The organism is Aquisalimonas sp. APHAB1-3, assembly GCF_048323695.1.
GTDB lineage: Bacteria > Pseudomonadota > Gammaproteobacteria > Nitrococcales > Aquisalimonadaceae > Aquisalimonas.
In genome coordinates this window covers 119,927-144,331 of record NZ_JBLWFT010000006.1, presented here as the reverse complement: position 1 = coordinate 144,331, position 24,405 = coordinate 119,927, and the positions used below count along the sequence as shown (strand labels likewise).

Here is a 24,405-nt window from a genome sequence, read left to right as displayed (position 1 = left end):
CTCCCGTCTCACGCGGGTTTCCGGCGGTTGACCATGGTCAGGATCTGCCTGGAGAGCTTCGACGTGTACACCACATAGCGCTCCAGACGCGAGACGCGGGCGTCCAGCCGTTCCAGCCCCGCCGTCAGGCCCGGGTCTCCGGCGCCATTGATCGCATCGCCGCTGAAGCCCTCGGTGGCCGACTCCCCCACGTCCGCGAACGTCCGGGGCGCGTTGAAGTCCTGCTCCATCTCGCGCACGACTTCCGCCACTGCATCCTCGTCGAACTCCCGAAGCTCCTCGAGAAAGCCCATGAGCATCAATCGATCGCACAGCGTGTTGATCCGCCGCGGAATGCCGCGGGTCGCTTCGTGCAGCGCGTGGAATGCGTCAGCCGTAAACGCCGGGAAGTCCTTCCAGTCAACCCGCCGCAGCCGGTGCTCGATATACGCCCGGGTCTCTTCGGCGTCCATGGGCCCAAGATGATAGGTGGCCGTCACCCGCTGGCGCAGCTGGCGCATGCTGGGGCTCTGAAGGGTCTCCCGGAATTCCGGCTGCCCCAGCAGGAAGCTCTGCAGCAACGCCCCCCAGCGGGTCTGGAAGTTGGAGAGCATGCGCAGTTCCTCCACTGCCGACGGCGCCAGGTTCTGCGCCTCGTCGACTACCAGAAGGGCCCGTTTGCCCTCCCGCTGGCAGTCCAGCAGGTGTGCTTCCAGGTTGCGCAGCAGGGATGCCTTTGTGCCCTCATCCGGTAAACCGAACGCCGCACAGACGGCGCGCAGCATGTCGTCGGCATTCAGCTGGGTACTCACCAGCTGCACTGCGCGGAGCTTGTCACGGTCCAGGTGCTCGAACAGATTGCGCACCAGCGTGGTTTTGCCGGCACCCACCTCCCCCGTGATGACGATGAATCCCTCGCCCTGGTGAACGCCGTATTCCAGATAGGCCATGGCCCGAGAGTGACCACGGCTGCCGTAGAAGAACGCCGGGTCGGGGTTGAGCTGGAACGGTTTGCCGGTGAGGTTGTAGTAATGTTCGTACATCTCGGCTCCGGTCGGAGCGAGCAGCAGCGCTCGCGGCTAGAAGGTCATGTTCAGAGTGGCGATGATGGCGTTCTCGCGGTACCCGAAAACCTGCTCCGTGGACGACCGCTGTTGGTGGCGATAGGTCAATGAGCCGCGCATGTCGGACCGGAGCTGTCGGGTAACGCCCGTGCGGAAACTCCAGAGCCGCTCCCGGCGGGTTTCATCATCGATATCGTCGGCCTCCAGCCACGTGCGCGTCAGACTAGTGGTGGAGGTGGTCCTCGGGCCCAGGTCCCAGTCCATCCTGCCGGTGACGCCGGTGCGTCGCTCGTCGCGGCGCAGATCATCGATCTGTTCGCGCTCGGAGAGGTAATCCCGTTCGGAGCGGAACCCGAGCAGGCTCCAGGAACTCCGGCGCATGTCGTACCGCACGGAGACCTGCGCCCGCTCCGAGACAAACACATCCTCCGTCAGCGCGAGCGAGGCGTCTCCGAACTGCGCACACAGGAGAATGGCTTCTTCTTCGGTGAATCCGTCATCCACCAGGGCATCGACACAGAACGGGTCAGGAACCAGAATCTCGCCGCGGGTGGTTGAGATGCCTTCAGAGTAGGATGCCCGCCAAAGCGAGTTCCGACGGCGGTGCTGGAAATCCAGGGTGGCGGTGCTGCCGAAGAAGCGCTCGCCATACGTGGCTTCCATCGACGTCCGCTGGCTGGGGCTCCAGCGGCCGCCGGCGCTCCAGAAGGACCCGTCGACCTCCTCGCGCGCCGAGACGAAGTCGTTGCGCTCCTCACCCACCGTACCGAAGACACTGAGCCGGGGCGTGAGCTGGACTCCGGCGGTTCCGGAAACGGACGCCAGCACAACTTCATCATCTCCGGCGAAAGCGAGCTCCGTGTCATAACGAATCTCCTGGCGACTGAAGTTGCCGCTCCAGAAATACCGCCCGAACATGGGGCCACTGCTCACGTCCAGTGCATACGTATCCGACGAGCTATCCCGCAGATTGCCCTGGCCGTAACGGACCTGGTCGTAGGTGTAGCGGGCATCAACCAGGGCAAAGCGGCCGAGCCGCTGCCGCACGTACGGGCTGATCTGCCAGGTGGTGACATCCGTGCCATCCGGCCCTACTCCCTCATCAAAACCCAGGGGGTCCACCAGCGTCTGGGCACGCTGCCGACGGCTGGCGCGGGCGTCGAGAAACAGGAAGTCCTCCACCAGCTCGGCGTTGCCGCTCGTATTCAGCCGATGACTGGCCCGGTCACGCTGGTCTTCGTTGACATAGAAGCGGTTGTCCCAGGAGTAGTCCAGACGTCCCGTCACCCGGTTGCCGTCCGCCTCCACAAGCACACCCGGTGCGACGCTGTAGATGAGATCGTTGCTCTCCTGCCCCCTGGGCGACAGGCCAACGTTGTCCGTGACGGTCACGCGCTGGTCAAGCCGGGGGGTGATGGAGAACGGGCTCTCTTGCGTTTGCGCCGGGCACACTACCGTCATCAGCGCCACGAAACAGGCTCCTGGCACAAGGGGTCGAGCAGTCAAATTGTCTGTACGCCTTGTCGAGGTCCGCACCAATCAGGACCCGTAGTAGGCCCCGTAGTAGCCGTGGGCATACTTCATGCCCGGCAACGGGCGTGTTTTATTGAGCAATGGAACCACCACCTCGCAGCCGTCCAGTTGCTCGGCACCCCGGGCAACGGCATCCTGCGGCGTCTTGTCAGCTTCCACCACGTACACGATCTGCCCCATGTGGCGGGCAAGCGCACTCGCTTCGCTGGTGGCAAGCAGCGGCGGCGAATCGAACAGGATGATGCGGTCCGGGTACCTGCGCCCCATCTCGCCAATCAGCCGCGCCATGCCCTCGCTGGCAAGCATTTCCGTTGCCTTGGGATAGGTCTTGCCCGCGGGCATGATGGTCAGGTTCTCGATATCGGTGCGGATCAACGCATCCGGGAAATCGGTCTGGTCATCGGCCAGCAGGTCCAGCAGCCCCGGCCCCTGGCCGTCGACGCCGAGATAGTTCGGAATCATCGGGCGTGCCACATCCGCATCCACCAGCAGCACCGTGCGGCCGAGTTCCATGGCGATGCTCATGGCCAGGTTGATGGTGCAGAAGCTCTTGCCTTCCCGCGGCAGAGCGCTGGTAATCATGACCAGGTTGCGGTTATCCCCTGCTACCTCACTCTCGCCGAATGCGTTGGCCAGCAAGGGGCGCTTGATCAGGCGAAACTCCTCGGCCAGCTGGCTGCGGGTGGTTCCCTCGGGGCTGATCAGGCCCATTTCCGCCAGATGGGCGCGGGAAATCTTGACATGGCGTCGCGTGCCCTCTCGCACGGGCGGGCTCTCAGGGGTGGCACACTCCGCGACCTGATCCCGGTCAACCTCGTCCACGGCCCGCTCGATGTGGGAGCGCCTGCCCCCCCGCTCCGGTTCCACCGGATCGTACGCAGCGTCTGCTTTCGGCCTGGCCCCGGACTGGTTCCGGGACTTGCTGATCGCTTTCTCGATGATGCTCATGGGCCGTCCTTCCCTTAACGGAGGAAATACGATGCAAGTACGGCGGCATAGACGAGCACCAGTACGGCTCCGACCACCGAGAACCCAGCCATGGACAACCGCCCGCGCCTGAGGGTCTGGCGCGTATCGACGTAGGAGATCATGCCAAGCACCGGGCGGCCGGTGAGTTCTGCCAGCGCGGTGCGCGACGTTACCGTGCTGCGCAGCTGACCCAGCAGGAACGCGAGGCCGGTGCCAGCCCCCACACCCAGCAGCAGCACGGCGCTTGCCAGCAGCGGGCGGTTCGGGTCCGAAGGCCTGGACGGCTGCCTGGGCGGCTCGACCACGCGGAAGTCCACGGCCTCCGTCTGGGATTCCACGTCCCCGGACATGGAAGCCCGCTCACGGGTATTGAGCAGTTGCTCGTAGTTGTTGCGCACCACGTTCTTCTCGCGCTGCAGCGAGGCGTATTCGGACTCGATGCGGGGAATACGGTCCACCTGATCCTTCAGCTCCTGATACCGCTCCTCGAAGTCCTCGACCCGCACACGCAGCGACGCGACGCGGCTTTCCGCCTCGGACAGGCTGAAGGTCAGGTGCTGCTGAAACGGATTGAGGCTCTCCTGGAACGAGGCCGGGCTCTGTGCCGGCCGGGCGGCCGCCCGCGCCTCCTTCTCCTGCTCCAGTTCATTGATGATGCGCCGCACGGAGATGACGTCGGGATGCTGGTCGGTGTAGCGGCGGCGCAGCTCGTCGAGATTGTTGCGCAGATTGCTCAGGCGGTGATCCAGCTCCGGGTCTTCGAAATCCGTGTTCTGATCCTGCTCACCGAGCAGCACCGGCTCTTCACCCTCAAGCTGCCGCGCGAAGGTTTCCTTCCGGTTTTCCGCTTCACGCAGCTCCAGGCGGGCCTGCCTTAGCTGCCCCTCGATGGCCTCCAGCCGGCTGTAGTAATCGCGGCCACCCTGACCGGGCAACAGCTGGGCGTACTCGCGCTTGAAGTCCTCGACCTTGCGTTCGTGCTCAGCCAGCTTCTCGCGATAGCTTTCGACTTGGGCCTCGATAAACCGTTGAGACCCCAGAAGATCCTGACGCCCGACGCCAATACCGCCTTCCATGAACAGATTGACAACGGCCTGAACCACATCCTTGGCTTCTTCGGGGTCGGCGCTGGTGTAACGGATGGTATAGAGGTTGTCACCGCCGCCGCGGCTTACCAGTCGAATGTTGCGCCGCAGCTCTTCGACAACGTCATCCTGGTCCCGATCACTGCCAGAGCGCAGATCCAGCTCCACGTCCCGTGCCACCTGCTCCAGGTTCGAGGTGGTGAGCAGCGTCTGCGTCATCATGCGCACGCGCTGCTCGGTATTGGGCGTAACAGTGAGATTCCGCAGCAGGGGCTGGAGTATCGAGTCGGTATTGACGTGGATCTGCGCCGAGGCCTCGTAACGGTCAGGCAGCGTGTTGATCCACGCCCACCCGGCCACGGACACCACCCAGGCGACCAGTACGATGTACCAGCGCCGCCGCCAGATGCCGCGCAGCTGCTGGAGGACTTCCTGGAAGATCTTGTCCATGACGCACTACCTTTGAAATACCCAAACGCCCTGTCACACCTGCCGGCGGCCCGGACCGATCAGAAGAAACTCTCGGGAATGATCAGCACGTCGCCCGGCAGCATTTCCACGTTGGCGGAGATGTCACCGCCATTGACCAGGTCATCCAGACGCACCCGGTACTGCTCCTTTTCCCCGTCCACCGTGCGCACCAGCGTGGCGCGGTTCCCGGCAGCGAACTCCGTGAGTCCGCCCACCTGAATCATCACGTCCATGACGGTCATGTGTTCGCGGTACTGGAGTGCCTGGGGTTCCGCCGCCTGCCCGATAACCCGGATCTGTTGTTCGAACGGCCCCACGAAGCCGGTCACGACCACGGTGACGACCGGGTCGCGGATGTACGTGCCAAGCTCATTTTCGATGGCCCTGGCCAGGTCAGTCGGCGTCCTGTCGCTCGCCGGAAGGTCTTCGACCAGGGGCGTGGTGAGCTTGCCGTCCGGGCGTACGGGAACGGACATCGAGAGTTCGGGGTTCCCCCAGACGATCACGTTGACGGTATCGCCGGGGCCGACCAGGTAATCCCGGTCGACGGGGGCGTCGACCGTGGCGGGCGCATCCTGGAACTCCGGCGTGGCACACCCTGCGAGGACGATGACACCGGTCAGAAGAAGCGCTCCCGCGGAAGCGAAGCGCGCAGAGACCACATTCGAGAACAGCCGCATCCCTTGCCACCCCTTTTACTTATTGCTTATTCCGGAGTTCCGGCGACAACACCGCTCGATTAGCCCGGCACCATGGAACTCGGCCGCCTCACCACTCGACGTTTGACGCTGTTTCATGCCAGTCACTGCCGTTGGCTCTAGCGCTCCCCACCCCCTGAATACTATCACGGCATACGGATCGGTAAAGTAAAATTGTGACGTACGTCGCATAATCTAAAATGTTAGGGCGCCATGTCCTATTGACATATAGAATACGAAAAGATCAACACAAGGCGACCAGGCATCAGCGGGCGGCAACGCCGGCCGGGCATGGGAACAACGGAGTCCGCGGGCGCAGAATGAACGAAAACGACCTGGCACAGCGGTTCAATCGGTTCTTCCGGATCATTCCGGTCCAGTCGGAGGCGGTTCTTCACCGCATCTTCCGGCTGCGCTACCTGGTCTACTGCCGTGAGTACGGTTTCGAGCGCGAAGAGGACTGCCCGGGCGGCATGGAACGGGACGAGTATGACGACCGGGCTCTGCACGCCGCCGTCATACACCGGCACACCGGGGCCATTGCCGGCTGTGTCCGCCTGATTACGCCGCCGTCCACCGCAACCGAGCCGTTACCCATGGAGCGATACTGCGGTCACAGCCTTGAGCACGCGGCGATCCATCCCGACCGCTTCGGCAGCGAGACGATCTGCGAGACGTCACGACTCGCAGTCCGCGCCGTTTTCCGCAGGCGTCCCGGTGAAACCCAGAGCCCCGCCGGCCTCGGCCCCGAGTCCGGGCATGCCAGAGAAGAGAGCCGTAACTACCCGCTCATTTCCGTGGCGCTGTTTCTCTCCGCCGTCGCACTCTCGGCCGTGTCCGACCGGCCACACATGTTCGCGATGATGGAACCTCGCCTGGCGCGGTTGCTGGCCCGGTCCGGCCTGTATTTCACCCGGATCGGCGCGATGATCGATTATCATGGCCAGAGGGCCGCGTTCTACATGCACCACGAAACCGCCATGAAGGGCATGAAACCCGAATTCCATGCGCTCTATGACAGCGCCTTGGCACAACTGCAAGGCGGAGACGAAGGCACCACACCACCGCCCTCCCGACGCACCCGAGTCTGAGCCCCCGAATCACGGAGCCCACATGGATGATCAATCCAGCGGTTCAGCCGCGCCCCCGGAGTCTCTTGCCTGCGCGCTTCCGGCCTGGCGTAACAGCCTTGGCGAGGCGCACGTGCTCACGGAGCCCCACCAGCTCGCGCCATACCTGCACAGCACGTCAGACTGCGGCACCGTGCCACTGGCTGTGCTCCGCCCCGGGACCACCCCGGAGGTGCAGGAGGTGGCTCGCATCGCCGCCGCTCACGGCCTGCCCCTTTACCCGATCAGCCGCGGCCGCAACTGGGGCTATGGCGATGCCTGCGCGGTTCATGACGGTCAGGTGATCGTCGATCTCTCGCGCATGGACCGCATCCTGCACGTGGACGAGACCCTGGCGTATGCGGTCATCGAACCCGGCGTCACACAGGGGCAGCTCTCCAGCTATCTGCGCGATCACGGTATCCCGCTGATCATGGACTGCACCGGCGCGGGCCCGGACACCAGCCTGGTGGGCAACATCATGGAGCGGGGCTACGGGCACTCCGCCTACGGCAACCGCATGCAGACGATCTCCGGACTGGAGATCGTGCTGCCGAACGGCGAACTGCTGAAAACCGGCTTCGGGCACTACGACAACGCCCAGGCCACCCACCTGTTCCCCTACGGCGTCGGCCCCTATCTGGACGGGCTGTTCACGCAGTCGGGGCTGGGCATAACCACCCGCATGGGCCTGTGGCTCATGCCGGAGCCGGAACACACAGTGCACTTCATCTGCATGATCGACGCGGACGACGACCTTGCCGCAGCCGTGGACACCCTGCGCAAGCTCCGGCTGGACGGGACGCTGCGCAGCATCGTGCACGTAGGCAACGATCTGCGCCTGCTCTCGAGCGGCGGACCGTTTCCGCGCGACCGGACGGGCGGCGCCGGGCGGCTTCCCGCCGATCTGCGGCGGCAGATGCGCCGGGAGGCGGGGCTGGGCGCCTGGACCATCTCGGGTGCACTGACGGGATCGCGGCCGCAGGTGAATGCGGCCCGGCAAGCGCTACGCCGCGCGCTCCGGCGACCGGGCTGGCGGCTGCGCTTTCTCTCCGAAGGCAAACTGGACATGGGCTACAAGGTCGCGCGCGCCTTCAGGGGAACCGGCTGGGGTCAGCGCCTGCAGGCCACGGTGGAGACGGCCAGGGCACTGTTCGACATGAACAAGGGCATCCCCAGCCGGCGCTTTCTCGCCGGGGCGTACTGGAAGCGCCGTGGCGGGCTGCCGGAACACTTCCCGCAGCAGGCCAATCCGGCTGCCGACAACTGCGGCATGTACTGGGTCTCGCCGGTCATCCCCATGCGCGGCGAGGACGCTGTAAAGCTGCATGACACCATCGAACCGATCATGACGGAATACGACTTCGATCTGCTGCTCACACTGAACACCGTGACAGACCGCGCCCTCGGCGGCGTCATCACTGTCTCGTACGACAAGGAAGACCCGGGCGAGGTCCGTCGCGCCCGGGCCTGTCACGATGCGTTACTGGAAGCGGTCATGCGCGCCGGCTATCCGCCCTACCGGGTCGGCCCGCAGGCCATGACGTCCCTGAACCCGGGGGACGACAGCTACTGGGCGACCGTGCGGCGGATCAAGCAGGCGCTGGACCCCAAGGGGGTCATGGCCCCCGGCCGTTACTAGAACAAACGAAAAAATCGCCGGAGAAACACTCCGGCGATTCCTGGTCCGTTAGTCGTCCCTATCAGCTGCGACGGCGACGCAGACCGGCTGCCCCAACACCCAGCAGGCCAAGGCCAAACAGCGCCAGTGTACCCGGCTCCGGCACCTGGACACTCGCACTCGTAAAGGCGTTGTGCGAGATGTTCAAGCTGTAGTTCGTGCCGGACATGAGCTCGTTCGTCACAGCCCGGAAGTTGCCGGAGCATGTGGCGTCAGACGTACCCGGGTTGTTGGTGCGACCGAACTCGTCGTTCAGGTTGCATTCGTCTGTCAGGGCTTGACCGCCAGTGATCCCCCGAGCGCCACTACCATCCGGTGAGAAGGCGAAGATCGTCTGACCGGCATCCTCGTCCCGAATCGAGATCCGGAAGGTCTGATCCACGAACACAGAGCCTTCGGGCTCACCGAGCATGGCTTCCATCAGCTTCACGGCGGAGAACTGGAAGTCGAGAGCTTCACCACTGTTCTCCTCGTTCAGCATGAAGCGGAATTCGGTGTTCGTCCCGAGGTTCGCACTGGCCGTACCACCATCACTCCGCGACAGCTGGATTTCACTCACCGTATCCGCGGTCACTTCCGACGGGCCTTCCAGCCCGGTGATTAGCGCACCCTCCAGGCGGGCGTCACCTCGTGAAAAGTGTTGCCCGGAAGGCTGTTGTTCGAACGTATTCTGGGGAATACCTCCACAATCGGCTCCCTGGCAGGCCTGGGCCGGGTCAACCGGACCTGAGGTCGGCGAGATGGAATCACCATCCGACCCCGGAATACTGTTCAGGGAGGCACTCGTGCTGCCCGAGTTACCAACCGCCAGGTTATCGAAGTCGCTGACGTCCCACTGGGTGGTGCCATCCGACTTGAACACCTGGAAACCGAAAATCGACAGCTGGGAATAGGTCATCGCACTGGCGTGGGCGGCGCCGATACCGCCAACCCCCAGAGCCAGGGCGGTCACCATTGAAATACCGAGTCTTTTTGAGGCAAGCATATCCGTGATCTCCATTACCCATCGTGGTTGCGCGACGTCCTCCAAGGTGTGATGTCAGTCTGCGCTAGCAAGGAGAATGCATACACGATGCCAACCCTTAATTAACCGAATATATCAAGGTTTTACGATTACCCCACCGCACCTCGGTGACAATCATGTAAAGCCGGTCAACACCCGGGCCTTCTGATCCGTCGGCCACCGACACACTACTAGTCGTGCAGCTGTTCACTGGGCCAGCGACTCCAACAGCGTGTTCGCCCTGTCCACCCCATCGAAATCGGCATCAGCCAGGCCCCGAAGCAGTGGCTCCGCCTTCGCATCGTCACCCGCTTGCAGATAGAACTCGGCCAGCTCCAGCCGGTAGGTCGGCCGATCGTCGCGACCGACCACCTCCTCCATGAGTTCGAGCGCCCGCCGGTGATCGCCCGCCTGGTGCAGCGCAACCGCCAACGTGTGGTCGATATCCGCCATGCCCGGGGCGATACCGGCAGCCCGCTCCGCCAGCGTGACGGCTCGCTTCGGGTCGCTCTCGCGCAGCGCCCAGGCGAGATTGTTGAGCATCACGGGGTCGTCCGGGTCCTCCGCGAGCATGTCCTCGTACAGCTCGATTGCTCCGGGCGTGTCATCGACTTCCAGCCTTAGCGCGGCCAGGAGGTGACGCCCGGTCATGCTCATGCCGCCGTCAACCTCCCGGTACCAGTCCTCGAGCACCTCGTGCGCGTCATCCTGACGGCCTGCCTGCTGATAGCCCTGGGCAAGCGTCAGGGCGCCCTGCTCGGAGGGGTTGGTCTCCTGCGCTCGCTGCAGCCGTTGCAGGGCGTCGTCGGGGCGATCGTCGGCGAACGCGACCGTCGCGCCGTGCTGAAGCCGCTCGCTGCTCTCGCCGACTGTGCTGATGAGGTCCTGGTAGGCGGCCTCCGCGGCTGCTGCATCGTCAGCGTTCAACAGCACATGAATCAGCAGCACGCGGGGCTCGGCCTTGTCGGGCGCCCCCTCGATGGCAGCATGAAGACTGTCGATAGCGGCATCCGTATCGCCCATGCGGGCCTGGCTCCGGGCCAGGCCCGTCCGCAGCTCAGCATTGTCCGGGTGACGCTCCACCAGCCGGCTCCATGCCTCAATGGCCGCCTCGTGCTCCCCGAGAGCCTCGTGAGCATCAGCCTGCACGAGCAGGATCTGCTCATCGTCGCCGTGTTCCTCGAGAAGCGGCTCGATTGCCTCCAGCGCCGCCCGGGCATCACCATCCGCAACCAGCCGACGTGCGTGAATCATGCGCGGCTCGACGGCGTCCGGGTGCCGCTCCACAGCGTCGGCAACCAGTTCGTTCGACCGCTCGGTGTTGCCCGCCTCATGTTCCAGCCGGGCAAGCGTCAGGTGCATTTCCAGGTGATCCGGGTTGGCCTCATGCGCCTGGCGATACAGCCTGAGTGCATCGTCGCGGCGATCCGCCCGCAACAGCAACTGCCCCAGATTGCTGACCGCAGAGTAGTTGCCCGGCTCCACCTCCAGCGCCTGCGCCAGGGCGTCCACCCCTGACTGAAGTTCTCCCATCGCCAGATACGCCCCGGCCTTGAGATTGTAGAGCTGGGCGACGTCAGGATAGGACTCGATGAGGGTCTCCGCCTGGTCCCGCGCCTGCTCGTAGTCGCCACGCGAGAGCAAGTCCCTTATCGCTCTCACGTCCTCTTCGGACGGGCCGTTGCTGCCGGCTTCGTCCAGCCCGGCGACCAGACCTTCTCCGTTCACCACATCGTCCGTTGAGCCCGCGATGTCGTCTGCGGCACCCATGGCCGAGAACACCATCGCCACCATGGAGGGGTTGGTATCCCCTTCGGCGCTGAGCAACGTCCGCAGCGCCTGTGCATTGGCATCGTCGGGATAGCGCTGCAGATGGCCGTTGAGCGTCTGCCGGGCGGCGTCGGTATTGCCCTTGCGCCCTTCCAGCGCCGCCAGAGCGACACTGCCGATGCGGGCGTCCGGCATGAGCACCTGATACCGCTCGAGCTGGTACCGGGCCTGATCATAACGGCCGGCGTCACCATGAATGACACCAAGCATCAGTCGCGCCGGCGCCAGGCGCGAGTTTCGCGAAAGCGCGGCTTCCATCTCCGTCTGAGCGCTGCTGGTGTTCCCCTTGCGCAGTTCAACCAGACCGACCATGTAGCGCCCGTCGGCCAGGTCCGGGGCCAGCTCCACCAGTTGCCTGGCGTCCTTGGCGGCGGCGTCCAGGTCGCCGCGCTGGAGACGCATCATGGCGCGGCGGTAGAGATCCTGAGGCACGGGTGGGCTGGCCGACTCCACAGCCCGGTCGAGGGCGTAATCGGCGTCGCCGTCACGCCCCTCGGTGATGTCCAGCAGGGCGCGCGTGCGCCACGCGTCCACATGGTGTTCGTCAGCCGACAGCGTCCGCTCCACCCAGCGCCGCATGCGCTCCGGGTCGTTGTCAATCCGCGCCATCAGCACCTGGCCGAATCGGGCGCTGGCGGCGCCGGGATCGGCGGACAGCGCCTGCCGGAATTCCTTCCGGGCGCCCTCCGCATCTTCCATCATCAGGTAGGCGCGCCCGCGCACGGCATGGAGTTCCGCCCTGTCCGCCTGACTGAGGTCATCTCCCGGCTCAACGTCCAGGACTTCCGTATACGCGCTGCTGGCAAGCCGCGCCTGTGCCAGCGGAAGCGCCAGCTCCGCCCCGTCGTAACCAAGCTCCCGGGCTCGCTCCAGGTCACGTCTCGCGGCGGAGTAGTCCCCGAGGGTCAACTGCACCACTCCCAGGTAGAACCGCGCCTGTTCGTTCTCCGAGTTCTGCTGCAGGGCATTGCGCAGCTCGATCATGCTCTCGTTGTAACGCCCGTCCTGGTAGTAACTCACCCCGCGCGACACATATTCCTGCTCGTCGACACCGAACAGGCTGTCGCAACCGGCGAGCGCAACACCAAGCGCACTGGCCAGAATCAGACCACTAACCTGCGGGATACCCCGATGGCTTCTTTCCTTGGCGCGATTCATCTTCCACCTCTCTGTGAGCCGGGCACGATGCCAGGCCCCTCTCGCTGTCACTTGAGACCGAACTTGTTCAACAGGCTGTACAACGTGGGCCGGGACACGCCCAGCACATCCGCCGCCTGAGCGATGTTCCCGTTGGTGCGACTGAGGGCGCGCCTAACCGCCCGCGACTCGGCCGCGTCGCGAACGTCCCGGATCTTCAGGGAGTCATGTTCGGCCACCGGCGCGACGAGCCCGAGATCATCGGCGGTGACCTCGGGACCCTCAGCCATGATCACCGACTTGCGCACCACGTTCTCCAGCTCGCGGACGTTGCCCGGCCAGCTATGCGCCTCGATGGCGGCCAGCGCGTCGGCGCTGAAGCCACTGCGCCGTCTGCCGTGCTGGCGGCCGAAGTGATCAAGGAAGTGATGGGCAAGCAGCACCGCATCCCCGCTCCGCTGGCCCAGGGGCGGAATACGTATCGTCAGTTCACTGATGCGGTAGTAGAGGTCTTCCCGGAAGCGCTCTTCCCGCATCAGGGTGTCCAGGTCCTGGTGCGTTGCGCACACCACCCGGACGTCCACGGGCACCTCCCCGCGTGCCCCCAGACGCTCGATGACCCGTTCCTGCAGAAAACGGAGCAGCTTGGCCTGCAGCGACAGCGGCAGATCGCCGATCTCGTCGAGAAACAGCGTCCCGCCATCGGCGTACTCGATCTGGCCGATGGTCTGCTTTGCGGCACCGGTGAACGCACCCTTTTCGTACCCGAACAGCTCACTCTCCAGCAAATTCTCGGGGATCGCGGCGCAATTGATTGCGACGAAACGCCCCTTGTGGCGCGGGCTGAGCTGATGCACCGCGCGGGCCAGCACCTCTTTGCCGGTGCCGCTATCACCCAGCAACAGCACGGTGGCGTCCACCGGCGCCACCTTCTCCACGGTCTTGCACGCCTGCAGCATCTCCGGGTCAGCGGTGATGACGCCCTCGAGAGGCGTCCCGGCGCCCTGGCGCATCAAGCGCCGGTTCTCCTGCTCGAGTTCGTAGACGCGATGGGCACGTTCGGCGATTAGCTGCAACACGTCGCCATCCACCGGCTTCTGATAGAAGTCGTAGGCACCACGCGCAATGGCCTTGAGCGCATTGGTGCGATCATCACTGCCGGTGACGACGATCACCTTCGTCTCCGGACGCAGGCTTAGAATGTCCTCCAGCGCCTGGAGCCCTTCACTGGCGTTGGCCGGATCCGGGGGCAGGCCCAGATCCAGCGTGACAATCGCGGGGGAATGGCGATGCACCTGGGCGAGTGCCTGCTCCCGATCGTCGGCAGTGAGCACCTCGAACCCCTGAAAACACCAGCGCAGCTGGCTCTTCAGGCCCGGGTCATCCTCAATGATGAGCAACTTGCGAACGGCTTCTTCCAAGACCCTCTCCAGTCGTTTCGGATCCATCAGTCAGAACATTGGCCCGCGGCTCGGCGCCGGGAAGCTGCATCGAGAAGCAGGTGCCCCGTGCAGGCTGGCTCACCACGGTGAGATCACCACCCATGCGCCGCGCCACCTCGCGCGCCTCGAACACGCCGATGCCCATGCCGGCGTTTCCCTTGGTGGTCTGAAAGGGGCGGAAGAGGCGCTCCCGAACAAAGGCGCCATCCATGCCCGAGCCAGTATCCTCGATCGTGAGCACGGTCTCCCCCGGGCCACCCCGCACGTCCAGGGTGACAACCCCGTCATCAGGGGTAGCCTCCTGGGCGTTCTGCACCAGGTGCTCCACCGCGGTGACAAACGATTCGCGAGACCCGGTCAGAACCAGACCGTCGGGTTGCCCGGCGAGCACCGGGACGGGGTGAGCGCGACGGCAGCGATCAACCACTTCGTCCAGTGCATCGCGCAGGGGAAAGCGCTCAAGCTGACGAGATGCCTCGTCACCGCCGCGGCGCAGGTGGCCCAGGATGCGGTCCATGCGGGCCTTGGCGTTGGCCACTGTGCGCATGGCGTCCGCCACGAACTCGGGATTGTCCGCGTGGCGCTCCGCATTCCCCACCACCAGCCCCAGCTGCGCGGACACGTTCTTGAGATCATGAACCACGTAGGCCGATAACCGGTTGTAGGCCTCGAACTGGCGACTCTCCGTCAGCGCGTCAGTGGCATCCAGCAGGCCGATGTAGCTCGCCAACTGGCGCCCCGCCGTCTTCAGCAGGTCATGGTCTTCCCAGTTCAGCTGCCGGGGCGCGCGCGGCTCGCCCAGAATGACGAACCCCTGGAGGCGCTCGAGCTGCATCATCGGAACGATCAGCCAGGCACGCTGGACGTTGTGCAACCAGTGGGGAATGTCCAGGCCATGATAGAGCTCCGGGTTCGCACGGTACTCCTTGAGGTCTACCACCCATTCCGTGCGTTGAAGAAAATCGGCCAGCGGGCCGTCTTCAGGCTCCACAAGGGTGTCGGGCTCACCGAAGTTCCACGATTCGGTCAGCCGCAGACGCCCGTCCTCTCCCCGGCTGAACAGCAGCCCCTGGGGCGAATCCATGATCTCGGCCAGCGCGATGATGGCCCGTTGGCGCAGGGACTGCTCCACATCGTTGGTGGACAGCGTATCGATGAACCGCAGCCACTCGCTGCGGTAGTCGTAGCGATACCGCAGCAGGTGCTTGCTCAGCACGACCTTCAACCGCGCCCTGGCGGCGCCGGACAGCAGGAAGGCGATCAGCAGCAACAGCGCGCCGAACAGAAACGCAGCCTGGAGAACACTGCCCCAGGTGCCGCCGACATAGCGGATGTAGTAGCCGGCGCCGGCCATGAGCAGGAGATAGACGCCGGACCCCACCAGCACGACCGAGTGGAACAGCAGTTGGCGCGACACCGAGATGGGCTGCGAGACCGAGCGGCTGCGCACTGTCGACAGCGCCAGCAGCGGAACCACGAGCAGGTTGATGAAGCCGCGCGCGTCCCAGAGCGGAACCTGGAGGCCTCGGAACAGCGTGCCGTCGGCGTACAGATAAATGTCGTAGACGAACACCGCGGCAAGCCCGATGCACAGCGGTTTGATGGCCCAGCGCCGATCCGGATGGGTGTTGCGATAGAGCTGTTCCACTAACATTGCCGCCAGTACGGCCATGACCAGATAGGGCAACGGGTGGCGCAGCACGACCAGCCCCGCGAACACCTCCGGCAACGGCAGCACGTGGATCAGCGCGGCCAGGACCATCACCACCAGGGCGACGCCGAGCCCGACTCCCACGGCCTTGAGCAACGGCCGTGCGGCCGGCGCATTGACCAGGTAGGGCTGCCCGAGCATCACCAGCATCACCCCGATCCAGCCGGCGTAGCGAACCAGTTCGGCAAGGTACTGCAGCGCCGGCGGCGCGGCTCCGCCCTGAGCGTGTACCAGAGCCCAGATGCCGGACGCCAGCGCACCCAGGGCGACCCAGAGGCAAAGCGCCCGACTGCGCCACAGGACAACGGCTACCGCCGCCAACGCCAGAAAGGCGGCGGCCGCAAGCCAGTACCCGATGCTCCCTGCGTCCAACACAGACTCCTTTATCCCGCCAGCGAACCAGGCACAGCGTTACCGCGCGCCCTTTCCGAAGAGCACCACCTGCACCGTGTCCAGGAGAATCATGATGTCCAGAAACAGCGTGTGGTTCTTCACGTAGTAAAGGTCGTACTGAAGTTTCTGCCGGGCGTCCTCCACGGACGCACCGTAGGCGTAACGCACCTGCGCCCAGCCCGTGATCCCGGGTTTGATGCTGTGCCGGGCGTCGTAGTAGGGGATCTCCCTGGCGAGCCCTTCCACGAACTCCGGCCGCTCGGGCCGGGGACCGACAAAGCTCATGTCGCCACGCAGCACGTTGATGATCTGCGGCAACTCGTCGATGCGCAGCAGCCGGATAACGCGACCTACCGGGGTGATCCGGTCATCCGCCGCTGTGGCCCACCGGGCCTGGCCGTCCGACTCCGCGTCGTTGCGCATGCTGCGGAACTTGCAGATCCTGAACACCCGACCTCCCTCGCCTACGCGCTGCTGGTAGTAGAACACCGGCAGCCCCATGGTCAGCACAATGGCCATGGCCGTCAGCAGCATGACCGGCGCCGCCACAACGAGCAGGGCACTGCTGGCGACGATATCGAATGTCCGCTTGACCACGCGGCGCAGGGTATTGCGCCGAAAGCCCTCGCTGAAAATCAGCCAGCTACTGTTGAGCGAGTCCACCCGGATCTGGCCGGTTTCGCGCTCGAAGAAATCGGTCAGAGTGGTGACCCGCACCCCCCGAAGACGACACTCCAGCAGCTCGCCCACGGGTAATCCGCCATTGCGCCGGTCGCGCACGCCCACCACAATCTCGTTCACCCCCAGCCGCCGCACCAGGTCCCACAGGCGCTCGTCGCCTTCGCGCTCGATCCGCCGCGCCTCCCCGACCGCGGGCTGCCCTTCGTTGGCGGGCACAAAGCCAACGACATCCATACGCCTGGCGGTGGAGTGAGACCGAACCAGTTCATCCACACGTCCCGCGCGGCTTCCGGCCCCCAGAACCAGCACTCGCGGCCGCAGGGCGTTCGCACCACTCCAGCGGAATACGATCAGCCGCTCCACCGAGATCAGAACGAACGCGGCGGCGATACCTGCAAGTCCGGGAGCTCCCAGGATGGCAAGAGTGTCGTCGAAGTTGCTGGAAGCGAGGCTGACCACACCAAAACCCATGGCGGCTGCCACCAGCAGCCGCAGCAGGGTGGAGCCCCACCCTTCAATGGACGCCCGGCCGTAGACACCCAGCAGGACCATTGCCGTCAGCATGGCCGAGGCGAGCATCAGTGATTCGACCGCCAGGCGTTCCGTGTCCGCCGCCTGCCCGGGCCCTTTCCAGATCAACGCCACGCCATACACACAGACCGCAAGGATCAACGCCTCCAGAAGCACGACGAATAACGTGTTTCTGGGCACGTAATGGCTGAACAACCTGATCATGCCCGCGTCCTTCTTATTCTCGAATCGCCCGCCAGACCCGTATCCCCCTCGCCCCGACAGATGCAACCCACTGCCCCGCACAGGCAGATCCTCTCCGGGTTCCATCTCGTCCTGAACGAAAGGATAGTCGCAGTTAAAAAAAAGATCGACACTTTTGTGAACTAGTTCACAGCATAGCTCACGAATGACATGATGGCTCTATCAGACCGGCCCATGAGGGCGTCCATGGACCATGGCCTGCGCAGCCCCGGCAGCGCGGCAGTCACGGGAGAAACCGGGTGCGCACAACGACTACCGAACGGCAACCGCGCTTGAGCATCCTTGCGCTGTGCTCCATGATCGGCACGCTGGCTCTGGCATGGTCGCTCACCGTCACAGGCAACCCCATCACCGCACTGCCGGATACCATCGAGTCCGTGCGGCCATCTGTCGTGGGCATTGGCACGTATCAGCGGACACGAACCCCGTCGGTACACCTGGAGGCGACCGGGTTCGTCATCGCCGACGGCCGGCATGTGGTCACCAACGCCCACGCCATTCCGCAATCCGTGGACAACGACAGAGGCGAGCGTCTGAGCGTGTTCGTGGGCAGTGGCAGGGATGGCGAAGCCCGCCGGGCCGAGACCGTTGCGGTGGATGAATCCGTGGACCTTGCCATCCTGCGCTTCGACGGTGCCCCCCTACCGGCACTGACGCTGGGGGATTCAGAGGCGGTCCGGGAAGGCCAGCTGCTCGCCTTCACCGGGTATCCGATCGGCATGGTCCTGGGGCTCTATCCGGCAACCCACCGGGGTATCGTCGCGGCCATTACGCCACTGGCCGCCCCTGCGGCACGCAGCGGCGACCTGGACCCGGCAACGCTGCGCCAGTTGCGCAACCAGCCCCCAGGGGTGTTCCAGCTGGACGCGACCGCTTACCCGGGCAACAGTGGCAGTCCGCTTTACGAACCCGACTCGGGCAACGTCGTCGGGGTCATCAACCGCGTCTTTGTGCAGCAGTCGCGCGAGCGCGTGATCTCCGAGCCAAGCGGCATCACCTACGCGGTGCCCGTGGGCTTGCTGGACACGCTCCTGGAGGAGGCTGGCCTGAAGTGATACCAAGATGCTCCTGAAGGCTCTGGGGTGGCCACGGCGGCGAACCAGCGACGCACGCGTTCACCGCCTGCCCGCAAACGAGCATGGCCGCGACCTGGTGATCGGCGATCTGCACGGCCATCGCGCGACGCTGGAAGCGGCCCTTGAGGCGCTGCGGTTCGACCCGTCCCGGGACCGGGTCATCTCCGTGGGGGACCTGGTGGACCGGGGCCCGGACTCGCGCGGCTGCCTGCGCCTGCTGGAGACACCATGGTTTCACGCTGTCATGGGTAATCATGAGGATCTGCTGATCGGCGCAGTCAGACAATTGAGCACGGAGGGCGGGACCGACGCGCGCTTTGCCGTCCACCAGAATAATGGCGGCGAATGGCTGCTGGCGAACTGGCCAGCCGACGCGTCTCTGACCGCCCTGATCGAACGGGTCAGGCAGCTCCCCCACGTACTGGTCGTGGGGAATCAGGAGTACCGATATCACGTTGTCCATGCGGGGTTTTCGAAGGATGTCACAGACGCCGACATCGATGTCGGCGCCCCGGGCTGCTCCCGGACCCTGATATGGCAACGGGACCTGGGGCTCGCACTGCAGCGACTGCAAGCCGAGTGGGGCGGCCAGACGGCACCGACCGGCCTGTCGACCACTTACTGCGGCCACATGCCGGCGGCGGACTGCCACGGCCTACCGTTACGTGGCTTCGGCCACGTCAATCTCGATACCGGGGTGAGCCGGGGCCAGCCCCTGACAATCGCGGTTCGGAGCGCGGACGGTGGTGAGACCATCCACCAGCAACCCCTCCGTACCTAGAACCGGATGGTCGTCACCCCTGCGCGGCCACGGTCTTGCGCAAACGCAAGCCAAGCTCCTTCAGCTGCGCCTCGCCCACAGGCGCCGGCGCCTCGGTGAGCAGGCAGCTCGCCGTCTGCGTCTTCGGGAAGGCCATGACATCGCGAATGGAACCGGAGTCGGTCATGAGCATCACCAGGCGATCCAGCCCGAAGGCGATACCGCCGTGGGGCGGCGCGCCATACTCGAGGGCATCCAGCAGAAAGCCGAACTTCTCCCGGGCCTCTTCTTCGCCGATGCCCAGCAGGCCCAGCACGGCGCGCTGCATGTCGGGGCGGTGAATACGGATGGAGCCGCCACCGACCTCGGTTCCGTTGAGCACCATGTCGTAGGCGCGGGACTGGAGCTGCTCGGCGTCGGCGCTCTTGAGTTCGTCCACGCTCTCGACGGTGGGCGCGGTAAACGGATGATGCAGGGCGTAGAGGCGCTTGTCCTGTTCGTCGTACTCGAACATGGGGAAATCCACCACCCACATGGGCCGCCAGCCCGTCTCCACCAGACCGCGGTCATGGCCGAGTTTGACGCGCAGCGCCCCCAGAGCGTCGTTGACCACCTTGGCCTTGTCGGCGCCGAAGAAGATGAGATCGCCCGCCTGGGCGCCGGTGCGCTCCAGAATGCCGGCCACCGCCTCATCCGGCATGAACTTGATGATCGGCGACTGGAGGCCGTCCTTGCCCTGGCTCGGGTCGTTGACCTTGATGTAGGCAAGCCCCTTGGCGCCGTAACGGCCCACATAGTCGGTGTAGCCGTCGATCTCCTTGCGGGTGAGATCGCCGCCACCCGGCAGGCGCAGGGCGGCGACCCGGCCCTTGGGGTCGTTCGCCGGCGCGGAGAACACCTTGAACTCCACGTCGGTGAGCAGGTCCGCCACCTCCACCAGCTCCAGCGGGATACGCAGGTCCGGGCGGTCGATGCCGAAGCGATGCACGGCCTCGGCGTAAGTCATCCGCGGGAACGGCCGCGGCAACTCCTGCCCCAGTACGGAGCTGAACAACCCGGCAATCATGCCCTCCATCATGTCCATGATGGCGTCCTCATCCATGAACGAGGTCTCGATGTCGAGTTGGGTGAACTCCGGCTGGCGGTCCGCGCGCAGGTCCTCGTCGCGAAAGCAGCGGGTAATCTGGTAGTAGCGGTCCATGCCGGACATCATCAGCAGCTGCTTGAACAGCTGCGGCGACTGGGGCAGCGCATAGAACTCACCCGGGTGCACACGGCTCGGCACCAGGTAATCGCGCGCGCCCTCCGGGGTCGCCCGGGTCAGCATGGGGGTTTCGATATCGAGAAAGCCGTTGTCGTCCAGGTAACGGCGCAGCTCACTGGTGATCCGGGCACGGGTCCGCAGCTTCTCCAGCATCTCGGGCCGGCGCAGGTCCACGTAGCGGTGGCGCAGGCGGACATCCTCGCCCACGTCCTCGTCATCCAGCTGAAACGGTGGCGTTTTCGCGGTGTTGAGCACCTCCAGCTCGTGGCCGAGCACCTCCACCTGCCCACTGTTCAGGCTGCTGTTCTCGGTGCCTTCCGGGCGCCGCCGCACACGGCCGCGCACGCGCAGCACGTATTCGCCGCGGACACTCTCGGCCGTGGCGAAAGACGCCGCACGATCCGGATCAAACACCACCTGGACGAGACCGTCACGGTCCCGCAGGTCGATGAAAATCACACCGCCGTGGTCGCGGCGCCTGTGCACCCAGCCGCAGAGTTCCACGTCCGTGTCGAGAAGGTCTTCGGTTACCTGGCCGCAATAATGGCTGCGCATGACAACTATGCCCTGGATGTTCGTGGTGAGACGCGGGCCCTGAACCCGCCTGAGCAGGGCGGCAATGTTACGGTCTCACCCGGGGCGGCGCAAGCGACTGACCCGCGGTTTCAGGAGTTTGCGGCCGCCTTGGAGTCGGTGCTCCCGCTCTTGCTGCCTTCGGATCCGCCGGAGGACGAGCCACCACTGTCGCCACCGCCTCCGGAGCTGCCCCCCGACGTACTGTCACCGGCCACGTTGCGCTGGTTCGACGACTTGAAGTCCGTTTCGTACCAGCCCCCCCCCTTCAGGCGGAACCCCGCCGCGGAGATCTTCTTGCGCAGGCGCGGCTCGCCGCATTCGTCGCAGTCGGTGAGCGGCGCGTCGCTGAATTTCTGGATCGCTTCCTGCTCGTGCCCGCATCCATCACACAGGTACTCGTAAATCGGCATGGGTTGTGTCCTCCGGAAATCGACGCAATCTATATAAGGCCAGGCGCTTGTCAACACAAGTGTTGCGTCACGCCGCGGGGCTGGGCACGGCCCCGCGGGTGCGCGACAATCACCACGAGCCTGCAGCGGCAACCTCGGAGCATTGTCATCCCTCTGTTCATCGGCATCATTGCGCTGGTTTTCCTGTTCGCCCTGATCCAGATCGGTGCGGTCAGTATCGCCTTCGACAAGCTCGGGCTCACCGCCGGATCGGGGATGCTGCTGCTGTTCAGCTGTGTGGCCGGCAGCCTGATCAACATGCCGCTGTTCCAGATGCAGGCGGACACCGACGTGCGCCCGGACCGGCCGCCCGCCGCCATGCCCTGGCTGCAGCGCATGCAGCATCCGTTCAACGGCCGCACGGTGGTTGCCATCAACCTCGGCGGGGCGATCATCCCGGTGGCGTTCAGTCTTTATCTGCTGGCCACACAGCCGCTGCCTCTGGCACCGGTGGTCCTGGCCGTGGCGGGCCAGAGCGCCGTGTGCTACCTGTTCAGCCGCCCCATCCCCGGCTTGGGTATCGCCATGCCGGTACTGGTGGCACCGATCACCGCGGCCGTACTGGCAGTGATGCTGGGTGGTGACCTGTCTGCCCCGCTGGCCTATATCGCCGGGACGCTCGGCGTGCTGATCGGCGCCGACCTTCTGCGCGTGAACAACATCCGCGAGTTGGGCGTACCGGTGGCCTCCATTGGCGGTGCAGGCACCTTCGATGGCGTTTTCATCACCGGTATCGTCGCCGTGCTGCTGGCCTAGTGTCCTGCACCCCAAGTTGCGATAGGGTAGCCCTGCCGTGGCACGGTGCGGCCCCCATCTATTGTCAGGGACGAAATCATGCACCTCAGTCGTTCGGTTCTGATCTCCGGATGCTCCTCAGGAATCGGCTACGCCACTGCCGTCGCACTGCGTCAACGCGGTTGGCGGGTGTTCGCCGGCGCCCGCCGGGAGGACGACCTCCGCCGCCTGCGGGACGATGGGCTTGAAGCGGTGCAGCTCGATGTGGATGAGCCGGCGAGCATCACCGCCGCCGTGGAAACCACGCTCGCCAGCACCGGTGGCCACCTGGATGCCCTGTTCAACAACGCCGGATTCGGCCAGCCCGGGGCGGTCGAGGATCTGACTCGCGATGCCCTGCGGGCGCAGTTCGAGACCAATCTCTTCGGTGCCCAGGAGCTCACCAATCAGGTGCTTCCGGTCATGCGGCGCCAGGGCCACGGGCGCATTGTCTACAACAGCTCCGTGCTCGGGTTCGCGGCCCTGCCCTACCGGGGCGCCTACGTCGCCTCGAAGTTCGCCATGGAGGGACTGGTGGACACGCTGCGCATGGAACTCCGCGGCACCGGCATCCACGTGGCGCTGGTGGAGCCGGGCCCGATCATGAGCCGGTTCCGTGCCAATGCCTATGCGCGCTATCTCGCCAACATCGACGCCGAGCGCAGCGCACACGCCCGCGCCTATCGCGCCATGGAGCACCGGCTGACGGCGCCCGACCGCGTGGGCGGCTTCACCCTGGATGCCGACGCCGTGACGCGGAAAGTCCGGCATGCCCTGGAGAGCCGCCGGCCACGCCCGCGCTACTACGTCACCGTGCCCACCTGGCTGTTCGGCATCCTGCGCCGCGGGTTGTCCACGCGCCTCATGGACACGGTGCTGCTCACGTCCACCCGCGGTGAGCGGCAACCGCCCGACGAAGCCGACGGCGCCGCGCGATGAAGCGCATGTTCACGCGTTGCGTAACCGGCCTCCTTCTGGTGTGGCCGCTCCTCGCCAGCGGCGATCTGCCCGAGCGGGGTACGCTGACCCTGGAATATGAAAACGACCTGTTCGCCGGCGAGGACCGCTACTACACCAGTGGCGTAAGGGCCACCTGGCTGTCGCCGGACAGCCGTATCCCGGGCTGGGTCCGCACCGGTGCCGACCTGGTGCCGTTCTTCTCGCCCCGGGGCGAGCTGAAGCTCAGTTACTCCCTGGGCCAGAACATGTACACGCCGGAAGACATCGAGGATCCTGACCCCCCGCCTGGTGACCGCCCTTACGCCGGCTGGCTCAATGTCGGCGTGGGCCTCGCCAGCGAGACCCCGCGACGGGTGGACCGTCTGCAACTCAACGCAGGTGTCATCGGGCCGGCATCGCTGGCGGACAAGGTGCAGAGGGAGATCCACCGGTTCACCGGATCACCGCAACCGGAGGGCTGGGACACCCAGCTCGACAACGAGCCCACGCTGATGCTCAGCTACGAGCGGCAGTGGCGCTCCTGGGCCGTCTTCGGGGTCGACGGCTGGCAGGCTGACCTGACGCCCCATGTGGGTGGCGCCGTTGGCAACGTATTCACCCAGGTGAACATTGGAGCCACCGCGCGCATCGGCCGCAATCTGCCCATGGACTGGGGGCCGCCGCGGATCCAACCGAGCCTCCCCGGATCAAAAGTGTTTCGCCCCCAGGCGGACTTCGGCTGGTACCTGTTCGCCGGCGTCGACGGCCGCGCCGTCGCCCGGGACGTCTTTCTCGACGGCAACACCTTCCGCGACTCCCGCAGGGCGGATAAACGGCCTTTCGTGGGCGAGGCCCAGGTCGGTGGCGCCATGAACATCTCGCGTCGCTGGCGGATCACCTACACTCACGTTTTCCCCACACGGGAGTTCCGGGGCCAGGAAGGCACCCAGGACTTCGGCGCTATCGCCGTATCCGGTCATTTCTAGCAGAATGGGGAGAGGTAACGC

At 65.2% G+C, this 24,405-nt stretch carries 19 protein-coding genes; 7 read left to right on the top strand and 12 right to left on the bottom strand.

Features of this window, described 5'->3' with window-relative positions; translation table 11 throughout:
- Positions 1-8: 8 nt before the first annotated feature.
- The 5 genes from ACNSTU_RS11145 to ACNSTU_RS11125 all read right to left on the bottom strand — a co-directional run bounded on the left by ACNSTU_RS11145 (position 9) and on the right by ACNSTU_RS11125 (position 5,781).
- Entirely contained in the window at positions 9-1,022 is a 1,014-nt protein-coding gene (locus ACNSTU_RS11145) for an XrtA/PEP-CTERM system-associated ATPase (protein ID WP_418212347.1), read from the bottom strand.
- 36 nt (positions 1,023-1,058) lie between these two features.
- Entirely contained in the window at positions 1,059-2,504 is a 1,446-nt protein-coding gene (locus ACNSTU_RS11140) for a TIGR03016 family PEP-CTERM system-associated outer membrane protein (RefSeq protein ID WP_418212379.1), read from the bottom strand.
- 78 nt (positions 2,505-2,582) lie between these two features.
- The gene (locus tag ACNSTU_RS11135) at positions 2,583-3,524 is read right to left on the bottom strand and encodes an XrtA-associated tyrosine autokinase (RefSeq protein ID WP_418212346.1); all 942 of its coding nucleotides are present in this window, start codon (positions 3,522-3,524) and stop codon (positions 2,583-2,585) included.
- 14 nt (positions 3,525-3,538) lie between these two features.
- The gene (locus ACNSTU_RS11130) at positions 3,539-5,080 is read right to left on the bottom strand and encodes an XrtA system polysaccharide chain length determinant (protein ID WP_290634755.1); all 1,542 of its coding nucleotides are present in this window, start codon (positions 5,078-5,080) and stop codon (positions 3,539-3,541) included.
- A gap of 59 nt (positions 5,081-5,139) precedes the next feature.
- Positions 5,140-5,781 (bottom strand): XrtA/PEP-CTERM system exopolysaccharide export protein, encoded by a 642-nt coding sequence (locus tag ACNSTU_RS11125; RefSeq protein WP_290634753.1) that lies wholly within the window; start codon positions 5,779-5,781, stop codon positions 5,140-5,142.
- A gap of 338 nt (positions 5,782-6,119) precedes the next feature.
- On the opposite strand from ACNSTU_RS11125, the gene ACNSTU_RS11120 reads away from it, so the two are divergent.
- Together ACNSTU_RS11120 and ACNSTU_RS11115 are read left to right on the top strand one after the other, a co-directional pair.
- Positions 6,120-6,890: a PEP-CTERM/exosortase system-associated acyltransferase gene (locus ACNSTU_RS11120; protein WP_290634751.1), complete on the top strand. Its 771-nt coding sequence runs from the start codon at positions 6,120-6,122 to the stop codon at positions 6,888-6,890.
- 22 nt (positions 6,891-6,912) lie between these two features.
- Positions 6,913-8,550 (top strand): FAD-binding oxidoreductase, encoded by a 1,638-nt coding sequence (locus tag ACNSTU_RS11115; RefSeq protein WP_418212345.1) that lies wholly within the window; start codon positions 6,913-6,915, stop codon positions 8,548-8,550.
- 61 nt (positions 8,551-8,611) lie between these two features.
- Here the strand turns inward: ACNSTU_RS11115 and ACNSTU_RS11110 are convergent, their stop codons facing one another.
- From ACNSTU_RS11110 to ACNSTU_RS11090, 5 genes are all read right to left on the bottom strand, one after another.
- Entirely contained in the window at positions 8,612-9,619 is a 1,008-nt protein-coding gene (locus ACNSTU_RS11110) for an EDSAP-1 family PEP-CTERM protein (protein ID WP_418212344.1), read from the bottom strand.
- A 180-nt stretch (positions 9,620-9,799) separates the two neighbouring features.
- A complete protein-coding gene (locus ACNSTU_RS11105) occupies positions 9,800-12,580 on the bottom strand; it encodes a tetratricopeptide repeat protein (RefSeq protein ID WP_418212343.1) in 2,781 nt (926 codons plus the stop codon).
- A 47-nt stretch (positions 12,581-12,627) separates the two neighbouring features.
- Positions 12,628-14,007, bottom strand: a complete 1,380-nt coding sequence (gene prsR / locus ACNSTU_RS11100) for a PEP-CTERM-box response regulator transcription factor (protein ID WP_290632981.1) — start codon at positions 14,005-14,007, stop codon at positions 12,628-12,630.
- Positions 13,946-16,084 (bottom strand): XrtA/PEP-CTERM system histidine kinase PrsK, encoded by a 2,139-nt coding sequence (gene prsK, locus ACNSTU_RS11095; protein WP_418212342.1) that lies wholly within the window; start codon positions 16,082-16,084, stop codon positions 13,946-13,948. The genes prsR and prsK overlap by 62 nt, the downstream gene beginning before the upstream one ends.
- 39 nt (positions 16,085-16,123) lie before the next feature.
- The gene (locus ACNSTU_RS11090) at positions 16,124-17,518 is read right to left on the bottom strand and encodes a TIGR03013 family XrtA/PEP-CTERM system glycosyltransferase (RefSeq protein WP_418212378.1); all 1,395 of its coding nucleotides are present in this window, start codon (positions 17,516-17,518) and stop codon (positions 16,124-16,126) included.
- 338 nt (positions 17,519-17,856) lie between these two features.
- On the opposite strand from ACNSTU_RS11090, the gene ACNSTU_RS11085 reads away from it, so the two are divergent.
- Entirely contained in the window at positions 17,857-18,615 is a 759-nt protein-coding gene (locus ACNSTU_RS11085) for a S1 family peptidase (protein ID WP_290633315.1), read from the top strand.
- A gap of 7 nt (positions 18,616-18,622) precedes the next feature.
- Positions 18,623-19,417, top strand: a complete 795-nt coding sequence (locus ACNSTU_RS11080) for a metallophosphoesterase (protein ID WP_290633292.1) — start codon at positions 18,623-18,625, stop codon at positions 19,415-19,417.
- Between the two features lie 13 nt (positions 19,418-19,430).
- Here the strand turns inward: ACNSTU_RS11080 and aspS are convergent, their stop codons facing one another.
- Both aspS and ACNSTU_RS11070 read right to left on the bottom strand, forming a co-directional pair.
- Positions 19,431-21,215 (bottom strand): aspartate--tRNA ligase, encoded by a 1,785-nt coding sequence (gene aspS / locus ACNSTU_RS11075; RefSeq protein WP_290633294.1) that lies wholly within the window; start codon positions 21,213-21,215, stop codon positions 19,431-19,433.
- A gap of 110 nt (positions 21,216-21,325) precedes the next feature.
- Positions 21,326-21,646, bottom strand: a complete 321-nt coding sequence (locus tag ACNSTU_RS11070) for an FmdB family zinc ribbon protein (protein ID WP_290633296.1) — start codon at positions 21,644-21,646, stop codon at positions 21,326-21,328.
- A gap of 255 nt (positions 21,647-21,901) precedes the next feature.
- Between ACNSTU_RS11070 and ACNSTU_RS11065 the strand changes: the two genes are divergently transcribed.
- From ACNSTU_RS11065 to ACNSTU_RS11055, 3 genes are all read left to right on the top strand, one after another.
- Positions 21,902-22,441, top strand: a complete 540-nt coding sequence (locus tag ACNSTU_RS11065; protein ID WP_290633298.1) for a DUF1614 domain-containing protein — start codon at positions 21,902-21,904, stop codon at positions 22,439-22,441.
- Positions 22,442-22,519: 78 nt separating this feature from the next.
- Positions 22,520-23,398, top strand: coding sequence for an SDR family NAD(P)-dependent oxidoreductase (locus ACNSTU_RS11060; protein WP_290633300.1), 879 nt, complete (start codon positions 22,520-22,522; stop codon positions 23,396-23,398).
- 5 nt (positions 23,399-23,403) lie between these two features.
- Entirely contained in the window at positions 23,404-24,384 is a 981-nt protein-coding gene (locus ACNSTU_RS11055) for a lipid A deacylase LpxR family protein (protein ID WP_418212377.1), read from the top strand.
- The last annotated feature ends 21 nt before the right edge of the window (positions 24,385-24,405 follow it).